16 protein-coding genes and 1 tRNA gene are annotated in these 20,877 nt (G+C 63.9%); 8 read left to right on the forward strand and 9 right to left on the reverse strand.

Annotated elements, in window-relative coordinates; translation table 11 throughout:
* Positions 1-192: 192 nt before the first annotated feature.
* From IPQ13_02000 to gcvT, 5 genes are all read right to left on the reverse strand, one after another.
* The gene (locus IPQ13_02000; GenBank protein ID MBL0209675.1) at positions 193-2,175 is read right to left on the reverse strand and encodes an ABC-F family ATP-binding cassette domain-containing protein; all 1,983 of its coding nucleotides are present in this window, start codon (positions 2,173-2,175) and stop codon (positions 193-195) included.
* A 166-nt stretch (positions 2,176-2,341) separates the two neighbouring features.
* Positions 2,342-2,417 (reverse strand) — tRNA-Ala (locus IPQ13_02005).
* A gap of 48 nt (positions 2,418-2,465) precedes the next feature.
* Positions 2,466-4,517 carry a LysM peptidoglycan-binding domain-containing protein gene (locus IPQ13_02010; GenBank protein ID MBL0209676.1) on the reverse strand — a complete coding sequence of 684 codons (2,052 nt, stop codon included), beginning with the start codon at positions 4,515-4,517 and terminating at the stop codon, positions 2,466-2,468.
* Positions 4,518-4,529: 12 nt separating this feature from the next.
* Positions 4,530-4,916, reverse strand: a complete 387-nt coding sequence (gcvH, locus tag IPQ13_02015) for a glycine cleavage system protein GcvH (GenBank protein ID MBL0209677.1) — start codon at positions 4,914-4,916, stop codon at positions 4,530-4,532.
* Between the two features lie 71 nt (positions 4,917-4,987).
* Positions 4,988-6,094 carry a glycine cleavage system aminomethyltransferase GcvT gene (gene gcvT / locus IPQ13_02020; protein ID MBL0209678.1) on the reverse strand — a complete coding sequence of 369 codons (1,107 nt, stop codon included), beginning with the start codon at positions 6,092-6,094 and terminating at the stop codon, positions 4,988-4,990.
* 45 nt (positions 6,095-6,139) lie between these two features.
* Here gcvT and IPQ13_02025 point away from each other — a divergent pair, with 45 nt between their 5' ends.
* Together IPQ13_02025 and IPQ13_02030 are read left to right on the forward strand one after the other, a co-directional pair.
* On the forward strand, positions 6,140-6,637 hold the full coding sequence (locus tag IPQ13_02025; protein MBL0209679.1) for a hypothetical protein: 498 nt from the start codon (positions 6,140-6,142) through the stop codon (positions 6,635-6,637).
* Between the two features lie 42 nt (positions 6,638-6,679).
* Positions 6,680-7,417: a response regulator transcription factor gene (locus IPQ13_02030; GenBank protein ID MBL0209680.1), complete on the forward strand. Its 738-nt coding sequence runs from the start codon at positions 6,680-6,682 to the stop codon at positions 7,415-7,417.
* 85 nt (positions 7,418-7,502) lie between these two features.
* Here IPQ13_02030 and IPQ13_02035 read toward each other — a convergent pair whose 3' ends face one another.
* The 4 genes from IPQ13_02035 to IPQ13_02050 form a co-directional block, all read right to left on the reverse strand.
* Positions 7,503-11,138 (reverse strand): M4 family metallopeptidase, encoded by a 3,636-nt coding sequence (locus tag IPQ13_02035; GenBank protein ID MBL0209681.1) that lies wholly within the window; start codon positions 11,136-11,138, stop codon positions 7,503-7,505.
* 185 nt (positions 11,139-11,323) lie between these two features.
* Positions 11,324-12,055: a DNA/RNA nuclease SfsA gene (gene sfsA / locus IPQ13_02040; GenBank protein MBL0209682.1), complete on the reverse strand. Its 732-nt coding sequence runs from the start codon at positions 12,053-12,055 to the stop codon at positions 11,324-11,326.
* Positions 12,055-12,612, reverse strand: a complete 558-nt coding sequence (locus tag IPQ13_02045) for an HAD family hydrolase (GenBank protein MBL0209683.1) — start codon at positions 12,610-12,612, stop codon at positions 12,055-12,057. The genes sfsA and IPQ13_02045 overlap by 1 nt, the downstream gene beginning before the upstream one ends.
* Entirely contained in the window at positions 12,609-13,682 is a 1,074-nt protein-coding gene (locus IPQ13_02050) for a PD40 domain-containing protein (protein ID MBL0209684.1), read from the reverse strand. Before IPQ13_02050 ends, IPQ13_02045 begins: the two co-directional genes overlap by 4 nt.
* 80 nt (positions 13,683-13,762) lie before the next feature.
* Between IPQ13_02050 and IPQ13_02055 the strand changes: the two genes are divergently transcribed.
* The 6 genes from IPQ13_02055 (at position 13,763) to IPQ13_02080 (ending at position 20,877) form a co-directional block, all read left to right on the forward strand.
* On the forward strand, positions 13,763-14,479 hold the full coding sequence (locus tag IPQ13_02055) for a CoA transferase subunit A (protein ID MBL0209685.1): 717 nt from the start codon (positions 13,763-13,765) through the stop codon (positions 14,477-14,479).
* 39 nt (positions 14,480-14,518) lie between these two features.
* Positions 14,519-15,883 (forward strand): MFS transporter, encoded by a 1,365-nt coding sequence (locus tag IPQ13_02060; protein ID MBL0209686.1) that lies wholly within the window; start codon positions 14,519-14,521, stop codon positions 15,881-15,883.
* Between the two features lie 114 nt (positions 15,884-15,997).
* On the forward strand, positions 15,998-16,732 hold the full coding sequence (locus IPQ13_02065; GenBank protein MBL0209687.1) for an HAD family hydrolase: 735 nt from the start codon (positions 15,998-16,000) through the stop codon (positions 16,730-16,732).
* A gap of 4 nt (positions 16,733-16,736) precedes the next feature.
* Positions 16,737-18,908, forward strand: coding sequence for an LTA synthase family protein (locus IPQ13_02070; GenBank protein MBL0209688.1), 2,172 nt, complete (start codon positions 16,737-16,739; stop codon positions 18,906-18,908).
* On the forward strand, positions 18,905-19,987 hold the full coding sequence (locus IPQ13_02075; protein ID MBL0209689.1) for a metallophosphoesterase: 1,083 nt from the start codon (positions 18,905-18,907) through the stop codon (positions 19,985-19,987). The genes IPQ13_02070 and IPQ13_02075 overlap by 4 nt, the downstream gene beginning before the upstream one ends.
* On the forward strand, positions 19,987-20,877 hold the full coding sequence (locus tag IPQ13_02080) for a hypothetical protein (GenBank protein MBL0209690.1): 891 nt from the start codon (positions 19,987-19,989) through the stop codon (positions 20,875-20,877). The genes IPQ13_02075 and IPQ13_02080 overlap by 1 nt, the downstream gene beginning before the upstream one ends.

The following is a 20,877-nucleotide window of genomic DNA, read 5'->3' on the forward strand; positions in this document are numbered from 1 at the left end:
CGCACCAAAGGCGGGAGGGAGGAGATTACCCCTTCCGGGCCGACGACACTTGGGAATCTGTGGAATCTGAGGAATCTGTGGACAAGCTTTTCATCCTGAAAAACAGGTGGCTGAACTTGGTTGGTCATCAGGAAATGGTATGAACGGGGCGGAACGGATCCCCCCTGATGTCCAGGGACCGAATGAGACCATTCAGCTCTTCGCTGTCTCCAGGGCGCCCTGGGCTTCCTCCCAGGTGTTCATGGCGTAGGCGAGCTCGGATTCCAGGTTTTTCTGCTCATCCAGCCTGGCCGTGAAGGCCTGCCAGTCGTTGGGATCCATGGCGGCCATCTCCGCGGTGAGCGCGGCGATTTTCCCTTCCAGTTCGCCTACCTTGACCTCGGCCTCCTGGGCCTTGCGTTCCAGCCGCTTGAAAGCCTTCTGGGCCTCCTTGTCCACCAGCCTGGGCTTGGACGAATCCTGAGGCTTGGGACTTGGGGCTTGAGGCTTGGGACTTGGAGCTTGAGACTTGGGACTTGCGCCTTGGGACTTGGGACTGGGTTCCTCGTCGGGTTCATCCGCCGTGAGGTCCAGGTCCACCCAGTCCTGATTCTCCTCATAGCCGCCCTCGCGGAATTCAGCCTGGCCTTCGTGGATGCGCAGCAGGCTGTCGGCCACGCGGCCCAGCAGGTAGCGGTCGTGGGTCACCACCACCGCGGCGCCGCTGAAGCTCAGGATGGTGTCCTCCATGGCTTCCATGGAAGGGATGTCCATATGGTTGGTGGGCTCGTCCAGCAGCAGCAGGTTCACCCCATCCCGGATAAGCGTGGCGATGCTGAGCCGCGCCCGCTCGCCTCCGGAAAGCGCCGTGACCGGCTTTTCCACCTCGTCGCCGCGGAAGCTGAACTTGGCCAGGAAGCCCATCACGTCCTGCTTCACCGCGCGTGGATTCACGGCGTGGATCTGCTGGAACACGTTGTTCCTGGGGTCCAGATTCTTGTGGTGCTGGTCGAAATAGCCGATCTTCACCTGGCTGCCGAGCCGGGCCTGCCCGGTGATGAACTGGATTTCTCCCGCGATGGCCTTCAGGAGGGTGGACTTGCCGGTGCCGTTCAGGCCGACGATGCCGAGCTTCTGGCCGCGCTTGATCTGCAGCTGTTCCAAGGGCTTGTACAGCGGATCGCCGTCCCAGCCCACGCTCGCGTTCTCCAACACCAGCGCCACGTCGCCGCCGCGCGTGGTTTCCGGGAACGAAAACTTCACTTTCCGCCGGTCCTGGATGGGATTCGCCAGGCGCTCAAGCTTGGCCAAATGGGTGCGGCGGCCCCGCGCCTGCTTGGTGTTCTGGCCCGCGATGTTGCGGCGGATGTACTCCTCCTGCTTCTTGATGTAGTCCTGCTGACGCTCAAAATGGCGCTCGGCCAGTTCCAGCTCCTGCTCCTTCTTTTCCATGAACTCCGAATAGTTGCCTTCATAGGCCCGGCTCTTGCCCAGTTCGATTTCCAGGATGCTGGTGGCCGTTTTGTCCAGGAAATAGCGGTCATGGGAGACGACCACCACCGTCGCGGCGCTGTCGGCGACGAAATCCTCGAGCCATCGCAGCGAGGGCAGATCCAGGTGGTTGGTGGGCTCGTCCAGCAACAGCAGGTCCTGGCCCTGCAACACGGCCTTGGCAAGCATCACGCGGCTCTTCTGGCCGCCGCTGAGGGCGTCCACGGGCTTTTCGAACTGGTCCTGGGCGAAGCCCAGCGCCTGCAGAATGCTTTCGGCACGGGCGCGGATGCTGAAGCCGTCGAAGCGCTCGAAGGCTTCGGTCACGTCCTGGTAGCGGGCCATGACCGCATCGAGATCCGCGCCGGCTTCGCTCATCCGATGCTCCAGCTCCCGCATCTCGTGCTGCAGTTTTTCCACGTCGCCGAAGGCCGCGAGGGTTTCTTCGAGGATGGTCCCGCCGGTCTCCGGCACCAGGTCCTGGGCGTAGTGGCCCAGGCGGATGCCCCGCTCCTTCGTGGGCCGCACCACGGTGCCCTTGTCCGCCTCCAACTGGCCCAGGAGCAGCTTGAAGATCGTGCTCTTGCCCGCGCCGTTGCGCCCGATGAGGCCCCAGCACTCGCCTTCTTCCAGCGCCCAGGTCACGTCCTTCAGGACCTCGTGGGGGCCGAAGTTGAGCGAGACATGGTTCAGGGAAGCGAGCAAGGCGGGTCCGGGGAAGTTGAAAAGTTGAAAAGTTGAAAAGTCGAGAAGTTGGGGGCGAGGCTTAAGCGATGAGAGTTGATATTCGGGGCTGTTGACTTTTAACTTTTTAACTTTTCAACTCCCGACTTGGCCCAGGCATGAAAAAAGCCGCCGTATGGCGGCCTTTTGGTGGAGCTTAGCGGGATCGAACCGCTGACCTCTTCCATGCCATGGAAGCGCTCTCCCAGCTGAGCTAAAGCCCCAAGGGAACCAGAAGTATCGCATCAAGCCGCGAATGGTTCAAGCCCGTTTCATGGACCGGAGACCTTCAGCCGCTGGCCCACCTTCACACGGTTGCCGCGCAGTCGGTTCCATTCCCGGAGCTTGGCGGCGGTGGTCCCATACATGGAGGCGATGGAAAAAAGGGTCTCCCGACGGCGGACCGTGTGCGTCCGGTCTGGACGGGCGGGCGCCGTGGCCGGGGCGGTCGCGGGCCTGGATGGCCTCGGACCAGGCGCGTCGGGCAGGTGGATGGCGGTGCCGGCGGCCAGTCCGCGGGCGGCGTCGGGATTCAGCGCCACCAGTTCAGACAAGGGCACTCCGAAAGCCTGCGCGATGCTCGCCAGGCTATCCCCGGAGCGGGCCTGGTAGTAGCGAGGCACCGAGGCGCTGTTGGAACTGGTTGGAAGTTCCGTGCGAGGATCGGTGCTCGCAGTGGATGGTGCGACGGCGGGTTGGGCAGGCCGAGAAGCGGCCGACGGAGTTGCCGCCGCGATGGGCCTGGCCGGTGCCGGAGCGCTGGCCGGGGCAGCCGGAGCCTTGATCTCCGCATCCCCGGGAAGGCGCGGAAGCGAAGGCAGGGGCTGGTCGCCGAGAATCCTGGCGCGCTCTTCCCGCGGAAGGAGATCCTTGCCGTCGATGGGAATCGCCGAGGGCGGGGGCACCTGGATCCGGCGTCCGCGCTTGAACTGGGACCTGCTCATATCGTTGGTGGCGAGCAGATCGTCCTCGCTCACCTTGAAACGGGAGGCTACCGTGGAAACCGTGTCCCCCCGGCGGATGACATAGCTCCTGAATTCCAGGAGCTGCTGGCGCGGCAGCCGGGCCAGGGCCCGGGCCGTGGGCGCGGCCAGGGTGGGCGGCACCCGCAGGGTGTAGCGGCCGGGCGGAGTGGTGGCCCGGAGCAGCTCGGGATTCAGTTCGCGGAGGGTTCCGACGTCGGTGCCCGCGAGCCGGGCGATGACCGTGAGGCTGGTCTGCCGCTCGATCTCGACGGTCTCAAAAACGTAAGGGCGCAACTGGGCCACGTTCAGGCCGTAGCGCTCCGGGAAACGGCCCACGAGGATGGCTGCGCAGAGCGAAGGCACATAATTTTTCGTCTCGTTGCGGAGGAAGCGGGAGCGGTAGATGTCCCAATAATTGCGTGTGCCCAGGGCCTGGATGGCCCGTTCGGGCGTGAGGGGGCCGGCGTTGTAGCCCGCCAGGGCCAGATACCAGTCTCCGCTCACTTCGCGGAGCCTTTTCAGGTATCGGGCCGCGGCGCGGGTGGCCTTCACGGGGTCGCGGCGCTCTTCCAGCCAGGCGTTGCCCGTGAGCCCGTAGATGCGGCCCGTGGAGCGGATGAATTGCCACATGCCCACCGCTGCGGCGCGGCTCCGGGCCTCGTTGCGGAAGCCTGATTCGATGACGGCCAGGTAGGCCAGATCCTGGGGGATCCCTTCTTCGGCGAACACCTGGCGGATCATGGGCATCCACTGCGAGGCCCGGGAAAGGGCGTTCTCGATGAACCCGCGCTTTTCAGTGGTGAAGGTGTGCACGAGGCCCAGCACCTTGCTGTTCAGGTCGATGGGAAAATCGAATACGGCGCCCTTCTCGGCCGACTTCACTTTTTCCTGCTCGGCCCGCAGGTCTTCGCCGCTGAGCGTGATGACTTCTTCGGTCACCAGCAGTCCCGGTTCAGGCCCGGCGGGGGCTTCCACTTCCTCGGTTTCGAGCTGTTTTTGAACCTGGTGAAGCCGTTCCAGCAGCGCGAGCACCTCGGGCTTTGTCAGAGTTCCGTCGGGCCAATCCGCCGTCAGGACCTCGGCCTCGTCGCAGCGCTCCGAGGCCGTGTCCCAATCTTCTTCGCCCTCGACTTTGACCGCTGCTTCAGCCGCCTCCACCAGCGCCTTGAGGCGAGGTATGCCGGTCAACGCCGCGAATTTCGGATCGTGCGTGGTTTGAACGGATGATGCCTCGGAGGGGGCCGCCGGCACTGTCGACTTGACCACGGTGGGTTGCAGGACCGCGGGAACCTGGCTTCCCAGGGGTGCGCCTGCCGCCAGCAAGAGCGCCAGGGAGGGTCCGCCAAGCCCCCGCTTCATCAAAAACGCCACCTAGTGGCTTTCCGATCCCACCAGCGCTTCGTAGGCGGTGGCGTCCAGCAGGTCCGCGGGGAGCTCCCCCGCAAGTTGGAGTTTGACCATCCAGCCTTTGCCGTAGGGATCCTCGTTCACATATTCCGGATGGTCGGCCAGATCGCTGTTCAGTTCGGTGACGGTTCCGCTGGCTGGCGCCAGGAGTTCAGAAACGGTCTTCACTGATTCCACGGTGCCGAATTCCTCCCCAGCCGCCAGATCGCCACCCACTTCCGGCAGATCCACGAACACCACGTCCCCCAACGCTTCCTGGGCGTAGTGGGTGATGCCCACCAGCGCGGTTCCGTTCCCCTGGACCCTGATCCACTCGTGGTCCTTGGTGTACTTGAGGTCTGCGGGATACATGAAGCCTCCGAAGCTGGAATGTCAGTGTAAGGGATCTGGGAGCTGGGCTCTAGGCCATGGGCGCTGGAGGATCACTTCTTCCGTTTGTAGAAAGGCGTGGGGATGATCTCCGCTTCGACCTCGCGGCCGCGGATGTCGATGCCGATCCTGCCCCCGACGGCGGACATCCCGGCGGGAACGTAGGCTAATCCGATGTTCGCGCCGATGGTTGGGCAGGGACCGCCGCTGGTGACATAGCCGATGCGCTGGCCATCCTTCACCACCGACATGCCATCCCGCGCGATGTCGCGTTTTTCGGCGGTCCGGAAGCCCACGACCTTCCGGTGGAGGCCCTGGGCCTTCGCGGCCAGCAGCGCCTTCTTGCCGATGAAATCCGCTTCCTTGTCCAGCTTGACGATCCACCCCAGGCCCGCTTCCAGCGCGTTGGTGGTGTCGTTGATCTCATGTCCGTACAGGGACATCCTGCATTCGAGCCGCAAGGTGTTGCGGGCGCCAAGCCCAGCGGGGATCAAGCCCAGCGGGGCGCCGGCAGCCAGGACCGCATGCCAGATTGTTTCTGCGGCCCCGGGCACCACGTAGATCTCGAAGCCGTCCTCACCGGTATAACCCGTCCGGCTGACCAGGGCCGGAAGGCCAGCGACGTGGCCGTGGCGGAAATGGTAGTAGCCGATTTCAGCCAGCGCGATGTCCGTGAGCGGCTGGAGGATTTTCTCCGAAAGGGGGCCCTGGAGCGCCACCTCGGCGGTGGCATCGCTCTCGTTGGTGACGCGGACTTCGAAACCCGTCGTGTGCTCAAGGGCCCAGTGGAAATCCTTCTCGATATTCCCTGCATTCACCACGAGCAGGTATTCGTCGTCCCTCTCCCTGTAGATCAGCAGATCGTCCACGAAGGTGCCGTTCTCGTAGAGAAAGGCCGTGTAATGGATCTGGCCGTTGGCCAGGCCCGCCACATCGTTCGGTGTCAGGTGCTGGAGGTAGTTCAGCGCATCCTTCCCGGCCACGCGCAATTCGCCCATGTGGCTGACGTCGAACAGCCCAGCCTTGGTGCGCACGGCCTCGTGTTCCGCCAGGATGCCCGCCGGATACTGCACAGGCATGTCCCAACCGCCGAAATCCACCATTTTTGCCCCCAGGGCCCGGTGGGCGGCATTCAAGGGCGTCTTTTTTATCTCGGACATGGAACCTCCATCTACTTCAGAGTAGCAATAGTTGAGGAACAACCCATGCGACGCTCGATGCTACTTGTGATCTCGGTCATGCCGCTCATGGCCATGGCGCCCCAGGGCCCGGTTTCCGCCCGGATTTCCAGGGCCTCGGTGCTGTTCGGCCCTGGAATCATCAAGGACCGAAGCGGCGAAACCCCTGCCCCGGCATTCAAGCCCAAGCTCAACGGCAGCCTCCAACTGGAGGGCCTGAATGCCAGGACCACCCCCCGCTTCCGCTTCTGGCTGGTGAAGGCAGGCGATGAAGGCAGGTTGAAAAGGGCCTCGCCCGGCTCCGTGAAGGCAAAAGCCTTGGCCGTCGTCCCCGCAGCCACCGGCATCAAGGCTGAAAACGGGTATTCCTTCGAGGTGCATTGGCCCAAAGGCGCCGTGGAGCCTGAGGACCGCCTGTTTGTGGAGGTTTTTCTCGGCCGCCGCCGGGCGGCCACGGCCATTTCACCCATCCAATCGCTGTTCCTGCCGGCATCGCGGCCCCGAGACAACGAAGAAAAAAGCTGATCCAATGATCCAGACCCCCCTTCGAAGAACCGTTCTGTCCACATGGCAGCCCCTCCTCCAAACCATCTCCAATCCCCTGACGATGGCCTCGCCCTGCCGAGAATCTTCGTGGTCGAGGACGAGCCCAGCCTCCGCAATCTCCTGGTGTCGGACCTGGCCGCGGAAGGCTATTGCCTGGAAGGCTTCAACGACGGGATTCCCGCCCTGCTGCGCCATCGCGAGCAACCCGCCGACCTGCTGATCCTCGACCTCATGCTGCCCGAGATGGACGGGTTCCAGGCGCTCCGCTCCCTGAGGGACTCCGGGGATGACACGCCCGTGCTGATCCTCACGGCCCGCGGGGAGGAACCCGCGCGGGTCCAGGGGTTCCTCCTCGGCGCGGATGACTACCTCGTCAAGCCGTTCTCCATCCTGGAGCTCCTGGGCCGGGTCAAAGCGATCCTCCGCCGCACGCGGAAGCTGGCGGAATCCAAGGTGACGCGGCTTTCCTCAGGCCCCTTCCTGCTGGACCGGGTCCGCATGGAGATCCTCCTCCACGGCGAGAAATTGGACCTGGGCGTCCAGAGGGTCCGCCTGCTGGAAGTGCTTTGGCGCCGCCCTGGGCACACGCTTGCCCGCGCCGAATTGCTGAATCTGGCCTGGGAACCCGACGCGCGCCCCGGCCTCCGGACCGTCGATGTGCACATCGGCCAGCTCCGCAAGCAATTGGGCGAAAAGTGGATCGTCACGGTGGAGGGCCTGGGCTACCGCTGGACGGAACCCGTGGAACCGCTGGACTGAGGCGCTCGCGCTGATGCAAATCGAAAGGAGGGAAGGCCTTCTGGGCGCTTCCCTCCGGTTGTTCGCGGATTGGCAGGCGCCGGCTTCAGCGGATCAAGGCGAGGTTGTAGGGCGTCGTTGCGGTGAAGGCGCCGCTCCAGCCGACCACCTTGATGTAGTAGGTGCCCGTGGCCGCGGTGGTGTTGGTGTAGGTTACGGTTTCCGTCGCGGACCCGCCCGCGCTGGTCTTCAGGATGCTGCCGGTGCTGCTGAGCAGATACAGATCATAGTCTTTCGCCGGGCCGGTCATGTTCACCGTCACCGTGCGGCCGGCGGCGACCGTGATCTTGAAGAAATCCTGATCGGTGGAAGTGCCGATGTAGCCCACGATCTTCGTGACGGTGCCGGCCACGATGTTGGCGGTGGTGGTGGTGCCGTTGCTCTCGACCTCGTTGTAGGTGGTGGATGGCGGCGGATTGCTGATGGTGAAGGCAACGCTGGCGGAAGTGCCGATGTTGCCTGCGGGATCCGTGGCCTTGACCACCAGGGCGTGGCTCGCATTCGTCAAGGTCGTGCTGTCCAGGGCCATGCTGTAGGGCGAAGTGGTGTCCGTGCCCTTGAGCACGCCGTCCACGTAGAAATCGACCTTGGCCACGCCGCTGGCGTCCGAGGCGGTGGCGGAGAGCGTGATGGTCCCTGCGGTTCCGGATTCGCTGGCGGCCACCACCGGGGCCGTCGTATCGGAGCCGACCGTGAACACGAAGCCCGTGGAGGTGCCGATGTTGCCAGCGGCATCAAAAGCTTTGCCCACGAGCGTGTGGCTGCCATTCGCGAGGGTTGCGCTGTCCAGGCTCATGCCATACGGAGCGGTGGCATCCGTCCCTTTCAACACGCCATCCACATAGAAGTCGACCTTGGTCACGCCGATGTTGTCGGAAGCCGTGGCGCTGAAAGACAGGATGCCTGTGCTGCCGCTTTCACTGACGGAAACGGATGGAGCCTGGGTGTCCGCGTTGTTGATGGTGAAGGCCACCGACGTCGACGAACCCACGTTGCCTGAGGGATCATAAGCCTTAGCCACCAAGGCATGGCTGCCATTGGCCAGGGTGGTGCTGTCCAAAGCCATGCTGAAGGGCGAGGCCGTGTCCGTGCCCTTCAAGGCGCCATCCACATAGAACTCGACCTTGGAGACGCCGTTGGCGTCCGTCGCCGTGGCGGCCAGGGTGATGGCGCCCGCGGTGCCGGACTCCGTAGCCGAGACCGACGGCGGCGTGGTATCGGCGGGGCCGCCGCCCACCACCAGCAGGTTCACCTTGTCCAGGATGAAGCCCGTGGAGATCGCTGAATCTTCGGTGCCCACGAAATACACTTGGACCGTCTGGCCCTTGAAGGCGGCGACATTGAAGTTGTACAAGGTGTAGCCCGCCGCGGCGTTCAGGTTGCTGTAGGTCGCCAGGGTCTGGAGGATCGTCCCGGCCGTGTTGCGGATCTGGACCGCGAAGGTATCGTGGAGGCCGCCGGTGGTCTCCTTGGTCTCGATATGCAGGGCGAAGCTGAGGGTGGCCGAGGCCGCGGTCGCTGGAATGGCCACGTTTTGGAAGATGGCGACGCTCCCGGCCGATCCCCGTCCGCCGAATTTGGCGCACTTGGCGCCATCGTAGGGCGGGGTGTTGAGGATGGCGCCGATTTCCATGCCTGAGGTGTTCGACCAGCCCACCCCGTAGCCCTTCTCGAAGCTCCCGTTCTTGATCAACTGGCCGTTGTTGATGAGGAAATTCATCGTGGCGTTGGTGAAGAGCCCGACCGTGTCGGTGGCCTTCGCGACCAGCGTGTGGGTGCCGTCGTCCTGCATGAGGGAGTCATAGGCCATGGCGTAGGGAGATGCGGTCTTCGTGCCGACCAGGAGGCCGTCGAGGAGGAAATCCACTTTCGTGACGCCCTTGTCGTCCGTGGCAGTGGCGCTGAACGTGACCGTTCCCGCCGCGCCGCTCTCGCTGACGGTGACCACAGGCGCGGCATCGGCGCCGGCCCAGGGCCCGCCGACATTGATGCCGGCGAAGGCGTTCCAGACCGCGATTTCCTCAGGGCCTGAAACCGGGTACAGGTCGCGTACGGCCTGGATGCAGGCGATGCGGGCGGCCGCGTAGTCCGTGGATGGCGTCATGTACGTGGTGAGGGCGCGGTACCAGATCTTGGCCGCCTTCTGATTCCCGATGCCCGTCATGCCGCCGGGAAGGAAAGTCGTGGAGGTATCGCCCGAGGTGGTGGCGCCCTGGCTGATGAAATAGAAACAGCGGTTCATGGGGCCGGAGCTGTAGTGCACGTTCAGGGTGGAGAGCGTGGAACTCCAGGCATCTGCGCTTTTCCCGTCCAGGCTCGGCTTGTACATGCGGCGGAACTGGGGCGATGCGGGGGTCGCGATCTGCTCGCCCTGGGTCCAGTTCCCGCCGGTGTCCGGAATGACGCTGCCCTGGCCGTTCGCTCCGCGGTAGTAGAACTCCGTCATGACGCCCATGATGTCGGAGTTGGATTCGTTCAGGCCCCCGGATTCCTTGTTGTAGATCAGCGCCGCGGTGGTGGAGCAGACCCCGTGGCTGAATTCATGGGCGGCGATGTCGAGCGGGGTGTAGGGCAGCCGCTTGGTCCCGTCGCCGTAGGTGATGCACATGCACTGGTCTGAATAGAAGGCGTTGTCGTAGCCGTTGTCGTAGTGCACCCGCGCGTAGGTGTAGCGGCCGAGCCCATCGATGCCGTTGCGCCCGTGGATGTTCTTGTACATGTCCCAGGTGGCCTGGAGGCCGAAAGCCGCGTCCACCGCGACAGTCTGCCCGTTGGCGGAGGTGGTGGGTTCGGGGGCTTCCTTGTAGTCCAGTCCATCGCCCCATGTGTTGTCGGCGTCCGTATACACGGTTCCGGTGCCCGAGGTGGCGTGGTTCATGTCGTTGACTGTGTTGCCTGCGCTCGCAGGCCTAGTGTTGTCCCGCAGTTCAAAACCGGAAGCAGTGGTGTTGGTGTAGAGCTGGACAGTGCCGCTGTACTGGCTGTTGCCGGTGCCGACGGCATTCGAGGTCTGGAGGCTGTCCCATTTTTCGATGATCGCGCCGGTGTGGGCGTCGACCATGTAGTCCGTATGGCGCGTGTCGCCAGGGTTCTCGATCTCCGTGCGGACATGGTAGGCGAGCACGTAGCGGACCAGCCGGGTCTCGAAGGCGGTGGCGTCCAGCTCCCTCGCGCCATCCGTTCCGGACGCATCATCCAGCCCAGCAGTGCGGATCTTGGCCCGGTTCGGGTTGAGGACGCGGGTCTCCAAGGGCAGGATCACCAGTTCCACCCGGGGCGGATGGGCGTAGGCCCCTTGGGGGGACAGGTCGGCGTGGACCAGGCCACGGATCTCCGACTCTCCAATGGACGGCGTCACGTTCAGGAAGATGTGGCGCTTGTGGGCCAGCGTCGGAGGCAGATCCTCGCCTTCCTTCCCGGCATGGACGATCGCTTCGCCACCCCATACCCGCACGCCCTGGTGGTACTGCTGCAGGCGCGTGTGGGTCTGGCCCAGATCATCGTCGTGGACGGCGCGGGAGGTGAAATGGTCCAGTTCGCCGAGGCCGATCTGGGCACGCATGGATTGGATCCGCTGCACGGCGCGGTTCGCGCGGAGCTGCAGCTCGGGTTGGCCAGCGCAAAGCGGCGCTGCCACAAGGACGGTTGCCAGGATGGAAAGGGGTCGCGCGAGCATGGCCATGCCAGCCTCCGTTTCAAATGGACAGGAGCTAAGGAAAGCGCCCAGGAATTTCTGCTGGGTTGTCAGGACAATGAAAAAAAGCGCTGTGGAAAAACAGCGGAAGGCGAGGACGGATGACAACGAACGGAGGAATTCATCAGCCTAAGCAGGCCACCTGCCGGAAGGGTCATGAAATGTTGTGAAATCTATGGCCGCGGCGCCCAGGGCAGCAGCCCTGGAAGCTCCCAGCGCAGCGTGAACAGGCCGTTCTCCTGCTCCTCCACGGCTAGGCCTGCCGCCAAAGGAAGCACTTCCACACCCGCGGCTGCAGCGCGGTCCAATTCCTCCGCGTAGGCCGGATCGATTTCACGGGCCACGTCGAAGGCAGCCACGTCCCCCCGCTGGACGAAGAACACCAGGGCCGCCCGGTGCCCCTGCCCGGCCATGGCGCGCAGTTCCCTCAGATGTTTGGCGCCCCGCTCCGTGACCGCGTCTGGAAAGCAGGCATGGGAGCCGATTCTCAGCGTGGTGTTCTTCACTTCGATGAAAACGCAGCGGCCCTGGCCATCCCTTGCAAGCACATCGATGCGGCTGCGCTCCGAGCCATATTTCTGTTCCGTGCGCACCTCCACCAGGCCAGGCAGCCCGGGCAGGGTCCCGCGCCGCGCCGCATCGGCGACCACCCGGTTCGGCATCCCGGTCTCCACGCCCACCCAGGCGCCCGCGCGTTGGCATGCGAGCCAGGTGTATTTCAGCTTCCGGGCCGGATCGTCATGCTGCGAAAGCAGCACCGCATCGCCGGACTCCCAGCAGGTTTTCATGGATCCCGTGTTGGTCGTGTGGGCCGTGGCCACAGAGCCGTCGGGCAGTTCGACGTCCGCCAGGAAACGCTTGTAGCGATGGATGATCCGTCCCTGGATGAGGTCGCGCTTCTCCATCAGGTCCAAGTTTCCAGGATCCTGTCCACCGCTTCGGGAAGGTCCGCGGCCACCAGGTCCGCCAGCCTCGCTTCCACGCTTTTCCCATAGCCCGTCCGCACCAGGGCAACGCGGCATCCGGCCCTGCGCCCGGCCTCCAGATCGCTTTCCTTGTCGCCGATCATCCAGGACCGCGAGAGATCCAGTCCATGCTCCAGCGCGGCGCGGGTCAGCATCCCGGCATTGGGCTTCCGTTCGGGATGGTCGGGATGGGCATAGTCCCCCTGTCCCTTCTCGTGGTGGGGGGCCACGTACACCGCGTCCAGATGCGCCCCTTCTCCGGCCAGCAATTCGGCCATGCGGGCCGTCACCTGGTCAAAGTCATGGAACCCGAAATAGCCGCGGCCGATGCCGCTCTGGTTGGTGACGACCGCCACCGGTATCCCCAGCGCATTGAGCTTGGCCACGGCTTTGGCCGCGCCAGGGATGAGCACCAGTTCCTCGGGTCTATGCAGATAGTCCACCTCTTCGTTGAGGGTCCCATCCCGGTCGAGGAAGATGGCGGGCTTTCCACTCATGGATGGTATTCGGCGACGAAGACATTGAACTGGCGGGGCGCGGCGGCCTCGCGTCCGCTGACCCACAGCAGCTTCTTCCCATCGGCGCTGAAGTGCGGGAAGGAATTGAAATTCCCCGTGTAGGTGAGCCGCTCCAGCCCCGTGCCGTCCAGGTTCACCTTGTAGATCTCGAAATTCCGGCCCTTGCCCTGGCGATCCTCCCAGTTGCTGGAGAACACCACGGCTTTGCCATCGGGCGAAAAGACCGGCGCGAAGGCGGCGCCGACCAGGTGGGTCACCTGCCTTTTTCCGGTGCCATCGGCGTTCATCACCCAGATGTCCATCTCCATGGGTTCCACGAGGTGTTGCTTCAGGAGTTCGCGGTATTTCTCGGTGGCGGGACCGCCTTTCGGGTAATTGGTGCGCCAGGCGATGAGCTTGGAGTCGGGGCTCCAGACAGCTCCGCCATCGTATCCGACGGCATCTGTCAACCGCTGGAGGCGTTTCCCTTTGGTGTCGGCCTTCCAAAGATCGATGTCGCCGCTGCGTTCCGAGGTGAACACGATCCATTTGCCATTGGGCGCCACGGTGGCTTCGGCGTCGTAGCCATCATGGGCCAGCAGAGACCTCACATCGCTGCCATCGGGTTTGGAGGTGTACAAGTCGTAGCTCGAAAACACCGGCCAGCGATAGGTTCCTGGGGTGAAGGGGGGACTCGGCGGGCAGTCCGCGCCTGCGCCATGGGTGCTGCCGTAGATGATCCGCCGGTCGCCGGGCATGAAGTAGCCGCAGGTCGTGCGGCCCTTCCCGGTGCTGGCCAGGTGCTGGTTTGATCCATCCGCATCCATCACATAGATCTGGTCGCACTCCCGGCCTTCCCGGGTGCTCTGGAAAACGATCCGCTTGCCGTCCCAGCTCCAATAGGCTTCGGCATTGGAACCTGTGTTGGTAAGTTTTTTCACATCTCGAAGATGCGTTTCCCGCAGGTCCCGATGAGGATCTCCAGGGGCGGGCTGGAATGGATTGGGGGTGGGCGAGGCTACCGCGTGGGCCGGCGCAGCAGGCGGCCTGCCCGGTTCCGGGGCCTGCACGCCCAAGGCAAGTACCAGAATTGATGCTGCGATTCCCACGTTCAGTCTCCTCCGCCAAGTCTGGCATCATCAGAGCATCAATGGCATTGGAGGCTCAAGTGATCGACAAGCGTGTGGCTTCGGCCCATGAAGCCGTGGCGGACATTTTTGATGGCGCGTCCCTGGCCGTCGGCGGATTCGGCCTCTGCGGCATTCCTGAGCATCTCATCGCAGCGCTGGTGGAAAAGGGCGTCACAGGATTGACCTGCTACTCCAATAACGCAGGCGTGGATGATTTCGGCCTGGGCCTGTTGCTGCGGAACCGGCAGATCAAGAAGATGGTCAGTTCCTACGTGGGCGAGAACGCGGAATTCGAACGCCAATACCTGCACGGGGAACTGGAGCTGGAATTCTCGCCCCAGGGCACCCTGGCCGAACGCATGCGGGCAGGCGGAGCCGGGATTCCGGCCTTCTACACCCCCACGGCCGCAGGCACCGTCGTGGCGGAAGGCAAGGAAAGAAAAGTGTTCAATGGCCGGGAGTGCGTGCTCGAGCAGGGCATCGTGGCGGATTTCGCGCTCGTGAAAGCCTGGAAAGCCGATCGCCTGGGCAACCTCGTCTACCGGAAAACCGCCCGCAACTTCAATCCCATGGCTGCCACTTGCGGGAAGATCTGCATCGCCGAAGTGGAGGAAATCGTCGAGGTGGGCGATCTTGACCCGGATCACATCCACACGCCGGGAGTCTATGTCCATAGGCTCCTGCTTGGCAGCCACTACGAGAAGCGCATTGAAAAGGTAGTGACGAGGGCTTTGTAGCAAGATTGTTACAACCTGGCCATAGGCTGAACAGGCCTCTTGGCTGCATGGAAGGATCTCGTGGACCACACCAAGGAATACAGAACACGGCGTTTCCTGAACTGGTTCCCGCTGGGGCTCACCTACGCCACCATGTACATGGGCCGCTATAACTTCAACATCGTCAAAAGCGATATCGGCGCCTGGTACCACCTGGACAAGGCCGAAATGGGCATTGTCGCCACCGCGGGCTTCTGGACCTATGGCTTGAGCGTGGCGCTCAACGGACCTCTGGCGGACCGCATCGGCGGACGGAAGGCGATTCTGGTGGGCGCGTTAGGCGCGGCCCTGCTGAACCTGCTGATCGGACTGATGTTCCTGGGCGGCCACACCACTCAGCTCCTGGTGAGCCTGAGCCTGCTTTGGTCCGTCAACATGTACTTCCAGAGCTTTGGGGCGCTGTCAGTGGTGAAGGTGAACAGCACCTGGTTCCATGTCCATGAGCGGGGCGTCTTCGGCGGCATATTCGGCATCATGATCTCGTCGGGTTATTTCCTGGCGACCACCATCGGCGCCTGGCTGCTAGCCAGCTTCCAGAGCTGGACCGTCATCTGGTTCGTGCCGGCCGCGGCCATGGCCGGCATGTTCGCCATCGACTACTTCCTGGTGCGCAACCGCCCCAGCCACGCGGGTTTCCCCGACTTCGACACCGGGGACGGGTCCAACGCCCACGAGGCCGAGGATGCGCCCCTGCCCCTCGTCGATCTGTTCAAGAAGGTCTTCCACAACCCCGTCATTTTGTTTCTGATCGCGGCGGAATTCTGCACGGGCTTCGTGCGGCAGGGCGTGATGCTCTACTTCACGGAGTATCTGGCGGAGGTCTACGACCTCTCCAAGAAGACCCACCTTTTCTGGTGGACCGGTGTGGCCTTCATGTTCGGTGGAATCCTTGGCGGCCTACTGTGCGGCTGGATGAGCGACAAGCTCTTCCAGTCCCGCCGGCCTCCCGTGGCCTTCATCTTCTATTTGGTCCAGGTGGTCATGCTGGCACTGCTCGGCATGACCCTGGGGCGAGGCACCTGGCTCGGCCAAGTATGGGCGATCATCCTGCTTGGGCTGACGGCCATGTTCATCTTCGGCGTCCACGGCATGCTCAGCGGCACGGCCAGCATGGATTTTGGCGGGCGCAAGGCGGCGGCCACCGTGGCCGGCGCCCTGGATGGCATCCAGTACATCGGCAGCGGCCTCACGGGATTCGGGTTGGGCTGGATTCTCAAGACCTATGGCTGGGACGGCATCGCCGCCAGCGGCCACGCGCCCACCCACGCCTGGGTCTGGGTCGGCGCCATCATTCCGTTCAGCCTCATGGGCGCCTTCATCATGACCCGCATCTGGAACGCGAAACCCAGCAGCGCGGCCCATTGATAACTCCCCCGCGGTGGCAAGACGATTGTCCAGAGGCACGCAGAAAAAATCCCCTGCGATTCTCCGCAATCTCCGCGCGCCTCTGCGACAGTATTTCCATTGCCACAGGAACCCATGTCCCCCCACCGGCCCATCCTCGAAGCCCTCGAACGCCTGAAATCCAGGCCTGCCAGCGCACCGCGCCCCATCGCGGTCTATGACCTCGACTCGACGCTGTTCTGCACGGGCCCGCGCAATCTGGCCATCGCACGGGCCTTTTCCGAATACCGCCATCAATTGCGACCTTTTGTGGACCGGCTGGAAGCGCACCGGATGGGCTGGAACGTCATGACGGATCTCCAGGAACTCGGGTTCGCCGACCAGGTGATCCTCACCGAACTACGGCATTTTTGGCGCGCCACCTTTTTCACGGACCACTTCGTGAAAATGGACAGCGTCTACCCCGGCGCTGTGGAACTGGTGCAGGCACTGCGCGAGGCCGGCTGCCTGACTTTTTATCTCACGGGCCGGGACGATCCAGGCATGCGGCAAGGCACCCTCCAGGCCCTTTCCGCCGCCGGTTTCCCGATGCCCGCCGAGGACGTGGTCCTGCGCCTCAAGCCCACCTGGGAAGAAGATGACCTGGCCTTCAAGACCAAGGTCTTCGATGAACTGAATGCCTTGGGCGACGTGGCACTGGCTTTCGAGAACGAGCCCACCAACGCGAACCGATTCCTCCGCGCCTTCCCGGCGGCCACGGTCGTCCTGCACGCCACCATCCATTCGCCGGATCCGGAACCGCTGGATCCGGGCGTCCACGTGCTGAAGACCCTGGCGGCCGACTGGATCCAGAGCTCTGACCTACAATAAACGGATGGCGCTATCATCCCGTTCCAAGACTGAATTCTTGGCCTTGGCCGGCTTTGGACTGCTGGCGCTGCTCACCCTGGGCCGGCTCGCGTTCCTCGCGCATTTCCAGGGCCTGGCCTGGGAGCCGGGCCTGGGCCGCGCGCTGTACCTCGGTTTCAAATTCGACGCCCGGTGGGTCGCCATCCTCCTGGTTCCCCCCTGGCTCCTGTTGCGGACCGAGGGCGGCACAGCGGGTTCTGCGGCCACTCTGCGGCGCTGGGCTGCGCTCTCAGCCCTCATTCTCTCCTTGCTGGTCTATGGCGGTCTGGTGGCCGTGGCCATGGTCGACGATCGGCGCGGCCGGGTTTGGCTCGTGGCGTTTCTGCTGTCAGCCTGGCTGGCCCGTTGGGCTAGCCGGCCCCTGGGGTTGGCCAAGGCCGAAACCAGGATCTGGGGCGCCTACGGAAGCCTGATGATCGGCTTCACCCTGCTCTGCTACGCCTTCGATTTCGGGGCCTTCTCCTACATCCACACCCGGCTGAACGGCACGCTGTTGATGTTCCTCGAAAACTTCGGCACCAGCGCCCGCATGGTCTGGGAAAGCTATCCCGTGATCCCCGGGATGCTTGGGATGCTGGCGCTGCTCGGGTTGGTGGCCTGGCTGCTGAAGAAATTGGCATCTGGACTCAAGCCCCCGGTTCCAGCCAAGGGCCGCAGGTGGGGCGTCGCCTGGCTCGGGGCCCTGCTGCTGGTCTCGGCCATGTGGGGGAAATGGAGCCTCTATCCGCTGCGGTGGGGCGAGGCGTTTGAAGCGCCCAAACCCTTCCACGCGCACCTTGCCCTCAATCCCGTGCTGTTTTTTCTGGAAACTCGGGAAGAGATGGACGGCGGCTACGACTTGAAGGCCGTGCAGGAGAGCCAGGCGCTGATGTCCGCCCATTTCCACACCGTGCCTGCCAACGATCGGGATGGCTTGCCGACCTTGCTTCGCCGTATCGTCCCCCGGCCGCAGGTCCAGGGCCGCCCCAACGTGGTCTTCATCCAGTGCGAAAGCCTGGCGGCCTTCAAAACCTCGCCTTTCGGCAATCCCCTGGATCCGACACCGACCCTGGCGCGCCTGAGCCGCGAGGGCATCTTCTTCGACCGTTTCTACGTGGTCATGGAGAACACCAGCCGCTCCATGTTCGCCACGCTGTTCGGCACCCCCGATGTCAGCAGTGTGCAGAATGCCACCCGCAATCCCCTGCTGGTGGACCAGCACACGCTGCTGAGCTACCTCACGGATTACCGGAAACACTATTTCCTGGGCGGCAGCGCCAATTGGGCGCAGATCCGGGCTGCCCTGCACCACAACCTGCCGGATCTGGCGCTCCATGAGGAAGGCTCCTTCAAAAGCCCCAAAGTCGATGTGTGGGGCATCTGCGACCAGGACCTGCTGCTCGAGGCCAACGAAACCCTGGCGCGGGAACAGCAGCCTTTCTTCGCCTATGTGCAGACCAGCGGCAACCATCCGCCTTTCACGATTCCCCCGCACATCGCCAATTTCCATCGGGCCTCTCCTGGCGCGGCGGAATTGAAAGCCGCAGGTTTCGTCAGCGGCGATGAATTCAATGCCCTGAGGCTCATGGACCATGCGCTGGATGAATTCTTCAAGGCCGCGAGCCGGGAGCCCTATTTCAAGGACACCATTTTCGTGCTCTGGGGCGACCACGGCATTCCCAGGGGCAGCAACGACGCCAGGTTCGGCGATCTGACGCTGGCGATCCATAACGTGCCGTTCATCCTCTACGCCCCTGGCCTCCTCAAGCCGGAGCGGCGCCACACCATCGCTTCCCAGGTGGACATCCTGCCTACGCTGTTAAGCCTGTTGGGCCGTGAGACCGAAACCCAGACCTTGGGCAGGGACCTCTTCGACCCAGCCTTCGACCCCGGCAGTTGCGCCTTCACCTTCACGACCTTCCGGCGGCCACCCGGAATGGGTCTGCTTCAGGATGATCTGTACCTAAATCTGGAACCGGACGGCCGCGCAGGACTGTACTCCGTGGATGAGCCGGAGCCCAAGAACCAGGCCGGCTCCGATCCCAACCGGACCGCGGAGATGACGAAACTCGCCCGGGCCTATGACACATGGAGCCGCTATCTCCTGAGCCACAACAAGCCGCTGGGGCCACAGGATTCCAAGGGGCCTAAACCATGAAGCGCGTGCTGCTTTCGGTCCTGATCACCCTGGCTGCCCTCTGGGCGGTGGGCTGGCCGCCCAGGGCCCGCGTGGATAGGCCCATGATCGGGCTGCCTTCGGCGGGCCGGGCCGGGGAAACGGAGGCCGCCCTCTCAATCCCGTTCGGGGTGCCGGCGGACTTGCAGAAACATCTGAGAACCAAAGGAATGACCGACTATTCATGGACCCTTTCGGGCCTGAGAGCGCGCCCCGCAGATGGGATCGATTCAGCGAAGCCCCGCGACCCGTCGGGACGTTGGAAAGTGGTCCATATCGCGGACCTGCCCCCGCCGGGACGGGATGATCTATTGAACCTTTTCCTCTCCCGGATGGCCGACGTGAAACCGGACCTGATCCTGGCCTCGGGGGATCTGGGTTATGGAGACACCGCCGCGGAATTCGACCGGATCACCACCTTCTTCAAAACTCTGGAAGACCAGGGAGCGGTGGTGGTGTCCTGCCCCGGCAATCATGAACGCAAGGCCTGGATCCAGTACCTGCGCCACTTCGGGCCCGAAACCTGGCACCGGGTCGACTTCGGCCCTTTCACCATCCTCAGCCTGGATAGCGCCCATGGCCGGGACCAACTCACCCCATCGCAGTTTGCGTGGTTCAGGCGGGAGCTGGCTGACACCAAGGGCCGGTGCGTGCTGGTGCAGGTCCACCACCCGGTCTTTCCCAGCGGCCAGTCCGCCACCGGGGAAGCCAAGGGCAGCGGTGGAATCCTGGGCGCCCGGCGGGAAGATTTCATCCAGAGCTGCGCGGACCAGGGCGTGACGGCGGTGCTTTCGGGGCACTGGCACAGCGATGCGGTTTTCGATTCCACCGGCCGTCTGCGGGACGATCGGCCCGATTTTCCCGGCACCAAATTCATCGTCACCACGACCCTCGGAAACGAGATCCGGCGCGTCACCCGCTGGCCGAACGCCTATTTCGGCTGGCGCCTCCTAACCTTTGAACAGGGGCGCCTGTTGAGCTACACCGCTGATCTGGACGGGGACGGGAAACCCGATCCCATCGCCAGCGAGCCGTTGCTCCGCAACGCAGGAGAACGCTGATGGCCTTGGCGTGGCTCCTCCTCTTTCTGGGTTCCTGGGTGCGGTTGCTGACCATCTTAGGGCTGGATTTCCAGCACGGCGCGACGGTGCTGGCCATGGCGCCGCTGGGCCTCGTGGCGATCCATCTCTTCCTGCCCAAAGCGCTCAAAGCGCCTGATCGGCCGCCACTCCGATGGGCACTGGCCTCGCTCACCGGCCTGCTTTCCCTGGCCTTCGTCCGCCTGACCCTCTTGAAGTTCTGGGATCCCGCCGAATGGCTTCCGGCGATCCTCCTGGTGCTGGCCGGCCTTGGAATCGCGATGTTCGCGGGCGAGGAAGGCCCTGCGGACCGCGGTCCCGGTCCCTGGTTCTGGGTTTCCCTTTGGATGCTCCTTTCGAGCCGGGATCCGGTGCTGGGGCTGCTTGGAGCCGGACTCGCCCCGCTCGTGTTCCCATGGGGAAAGGCCCCCGGGGCTGCGGGATCAGGACCGGATGGCTCCAGGCCCATGAGCTGGGTCCTTCCCCTCCTGCTCGGCCTCTTCCTTCCCAGACCTTGGTGGGATTGGGGTCTGCACCCGTCGGCCGCATTGACCGTGGCGGCTTTGGGCTTGGGTGGCGGCCTCGCCGCCCTGGCCAGTTCAACCTCGTTCGGGGCCCGGCTCAGGCGGCTGCCGGACTGGTTGCTCCTGGGGGGCCTCGGGATGGTCGGCCTCCTGTACTCGCCCTCCTGGGGCCTCATCTGGGGCCTCTTGATGGGCATCCTCGCCGGGTGCGCCTTTGCCCGGCCACAGCGGCCTCTGCGCATCGGCGCGGTGGCTGGATACTGGATTCTTGGATTGCTCCTCTCCTTCACCCTCCAAGCCAATGCCTGGCTTCCGGGTCTGAGGCATTTCATCTGGCTGGGCAACTGA

It is taken from the genome of Holophagaceae bacterium, from assembly GCA_016720465.1.
In the GTDB taxonomy this organism is placed as follows: domain Bacteria; phylum Acidobacteriota; class Holophagae; order Holophagales; family Holophagaceae; genus JANXPB01.

Bases quoted from the DNA above. Each gene is read 5' to 3' on its own strand.
- IPQ13_02010 (MBL0209676.1), bottom strand. From the start codon at position 4,517: ATGAAGCGGGGGCTTGGCGGACCCTCCCTGGCGCTCTTGCTGGCGGCA.
- gcvH (MBL0209677.1), bottom strand. From the start codon at position 4,916: ATGTATCCCGCAGACCTCAAGTACACCAAGGACCACGAGTGGATCAGG.
- gcvT (MBL0209678.1), bottom strand. From the start codon at position 6,094: ATGTCCGAGATAAAAAAGACGCCCTTGAATGCCGCCCACCGGGCCCTG.
- IPQ13_02025 (MBL0209679.1), top strand. From the start codon at position 6,140: ATGCGACGCTCGATGCTACTTGTGATCTCGGTCATGCCGCTCATGGCC.
- IPQ13_02030 (MBL0209680.1), top strand. From the start codon at position 6,680: ATGGCAGCCCCTCCTCCAAACCATCTCCAATCCCCTGACGATGGCCTC.
- IPQ13_02035 (MBL0209681.1), bottom strand. From the start codon at position 11,138: ATGGCCATGCTCGCGCGACCCCTTTCCATCCTGGCAACCGTCCTTGTG.
- sfsA (MBL0209682.1), bottom strand. From the start codon at position 12,055: ATGGAGAAGCGCGACCTCATCCAGGGACGGATCATCCATCGCTACAAG.
- IPQ13_02045 (MBL0209683.1), bottom strand. From the start codon at position 12,612: ATGAGTGGAAAGCCCGCCATCTTCCTCGACCGGGATGGGACCCTCAAC.
- IPQ13_02055 (MBL0209685.1), top strand. From the start codon at position 13,763: ATGGCATTGGAGGCTCAAGTGATCGACAAGCGTGTGGCTTCGGCCCAT.
- IPQ13_02065 (MBL0209687.1), top strand. From the start codon at position 15,998: ATGTCCCCCCACCGGCCCATCCTCGAAGCCCTCGAACGCCTGAAATCC.
- IPQ13_02070 (MBL0209688.1), top strand. From the start codon at position 16,737: ATGGCGCTATCATCCCGTTCCAAGACTGAATTCTTGGCCTTGGCCGGC.
- IPQ13_02075 (MBL0209689.1), top strand. From the start codon at position 18,905: ATGAAGCGCGTGCTGCTTTCGGTCCTGATCACCCTGGCTGCCCTCTGG.
- IPQ13_02080 (MBL0209690.1), top strand. From the start codon at position 19,987: ATGGCCTTGGCGTGGCTCCTCCTCTTTCTGGGTTCCTGGGTGCGGTTG.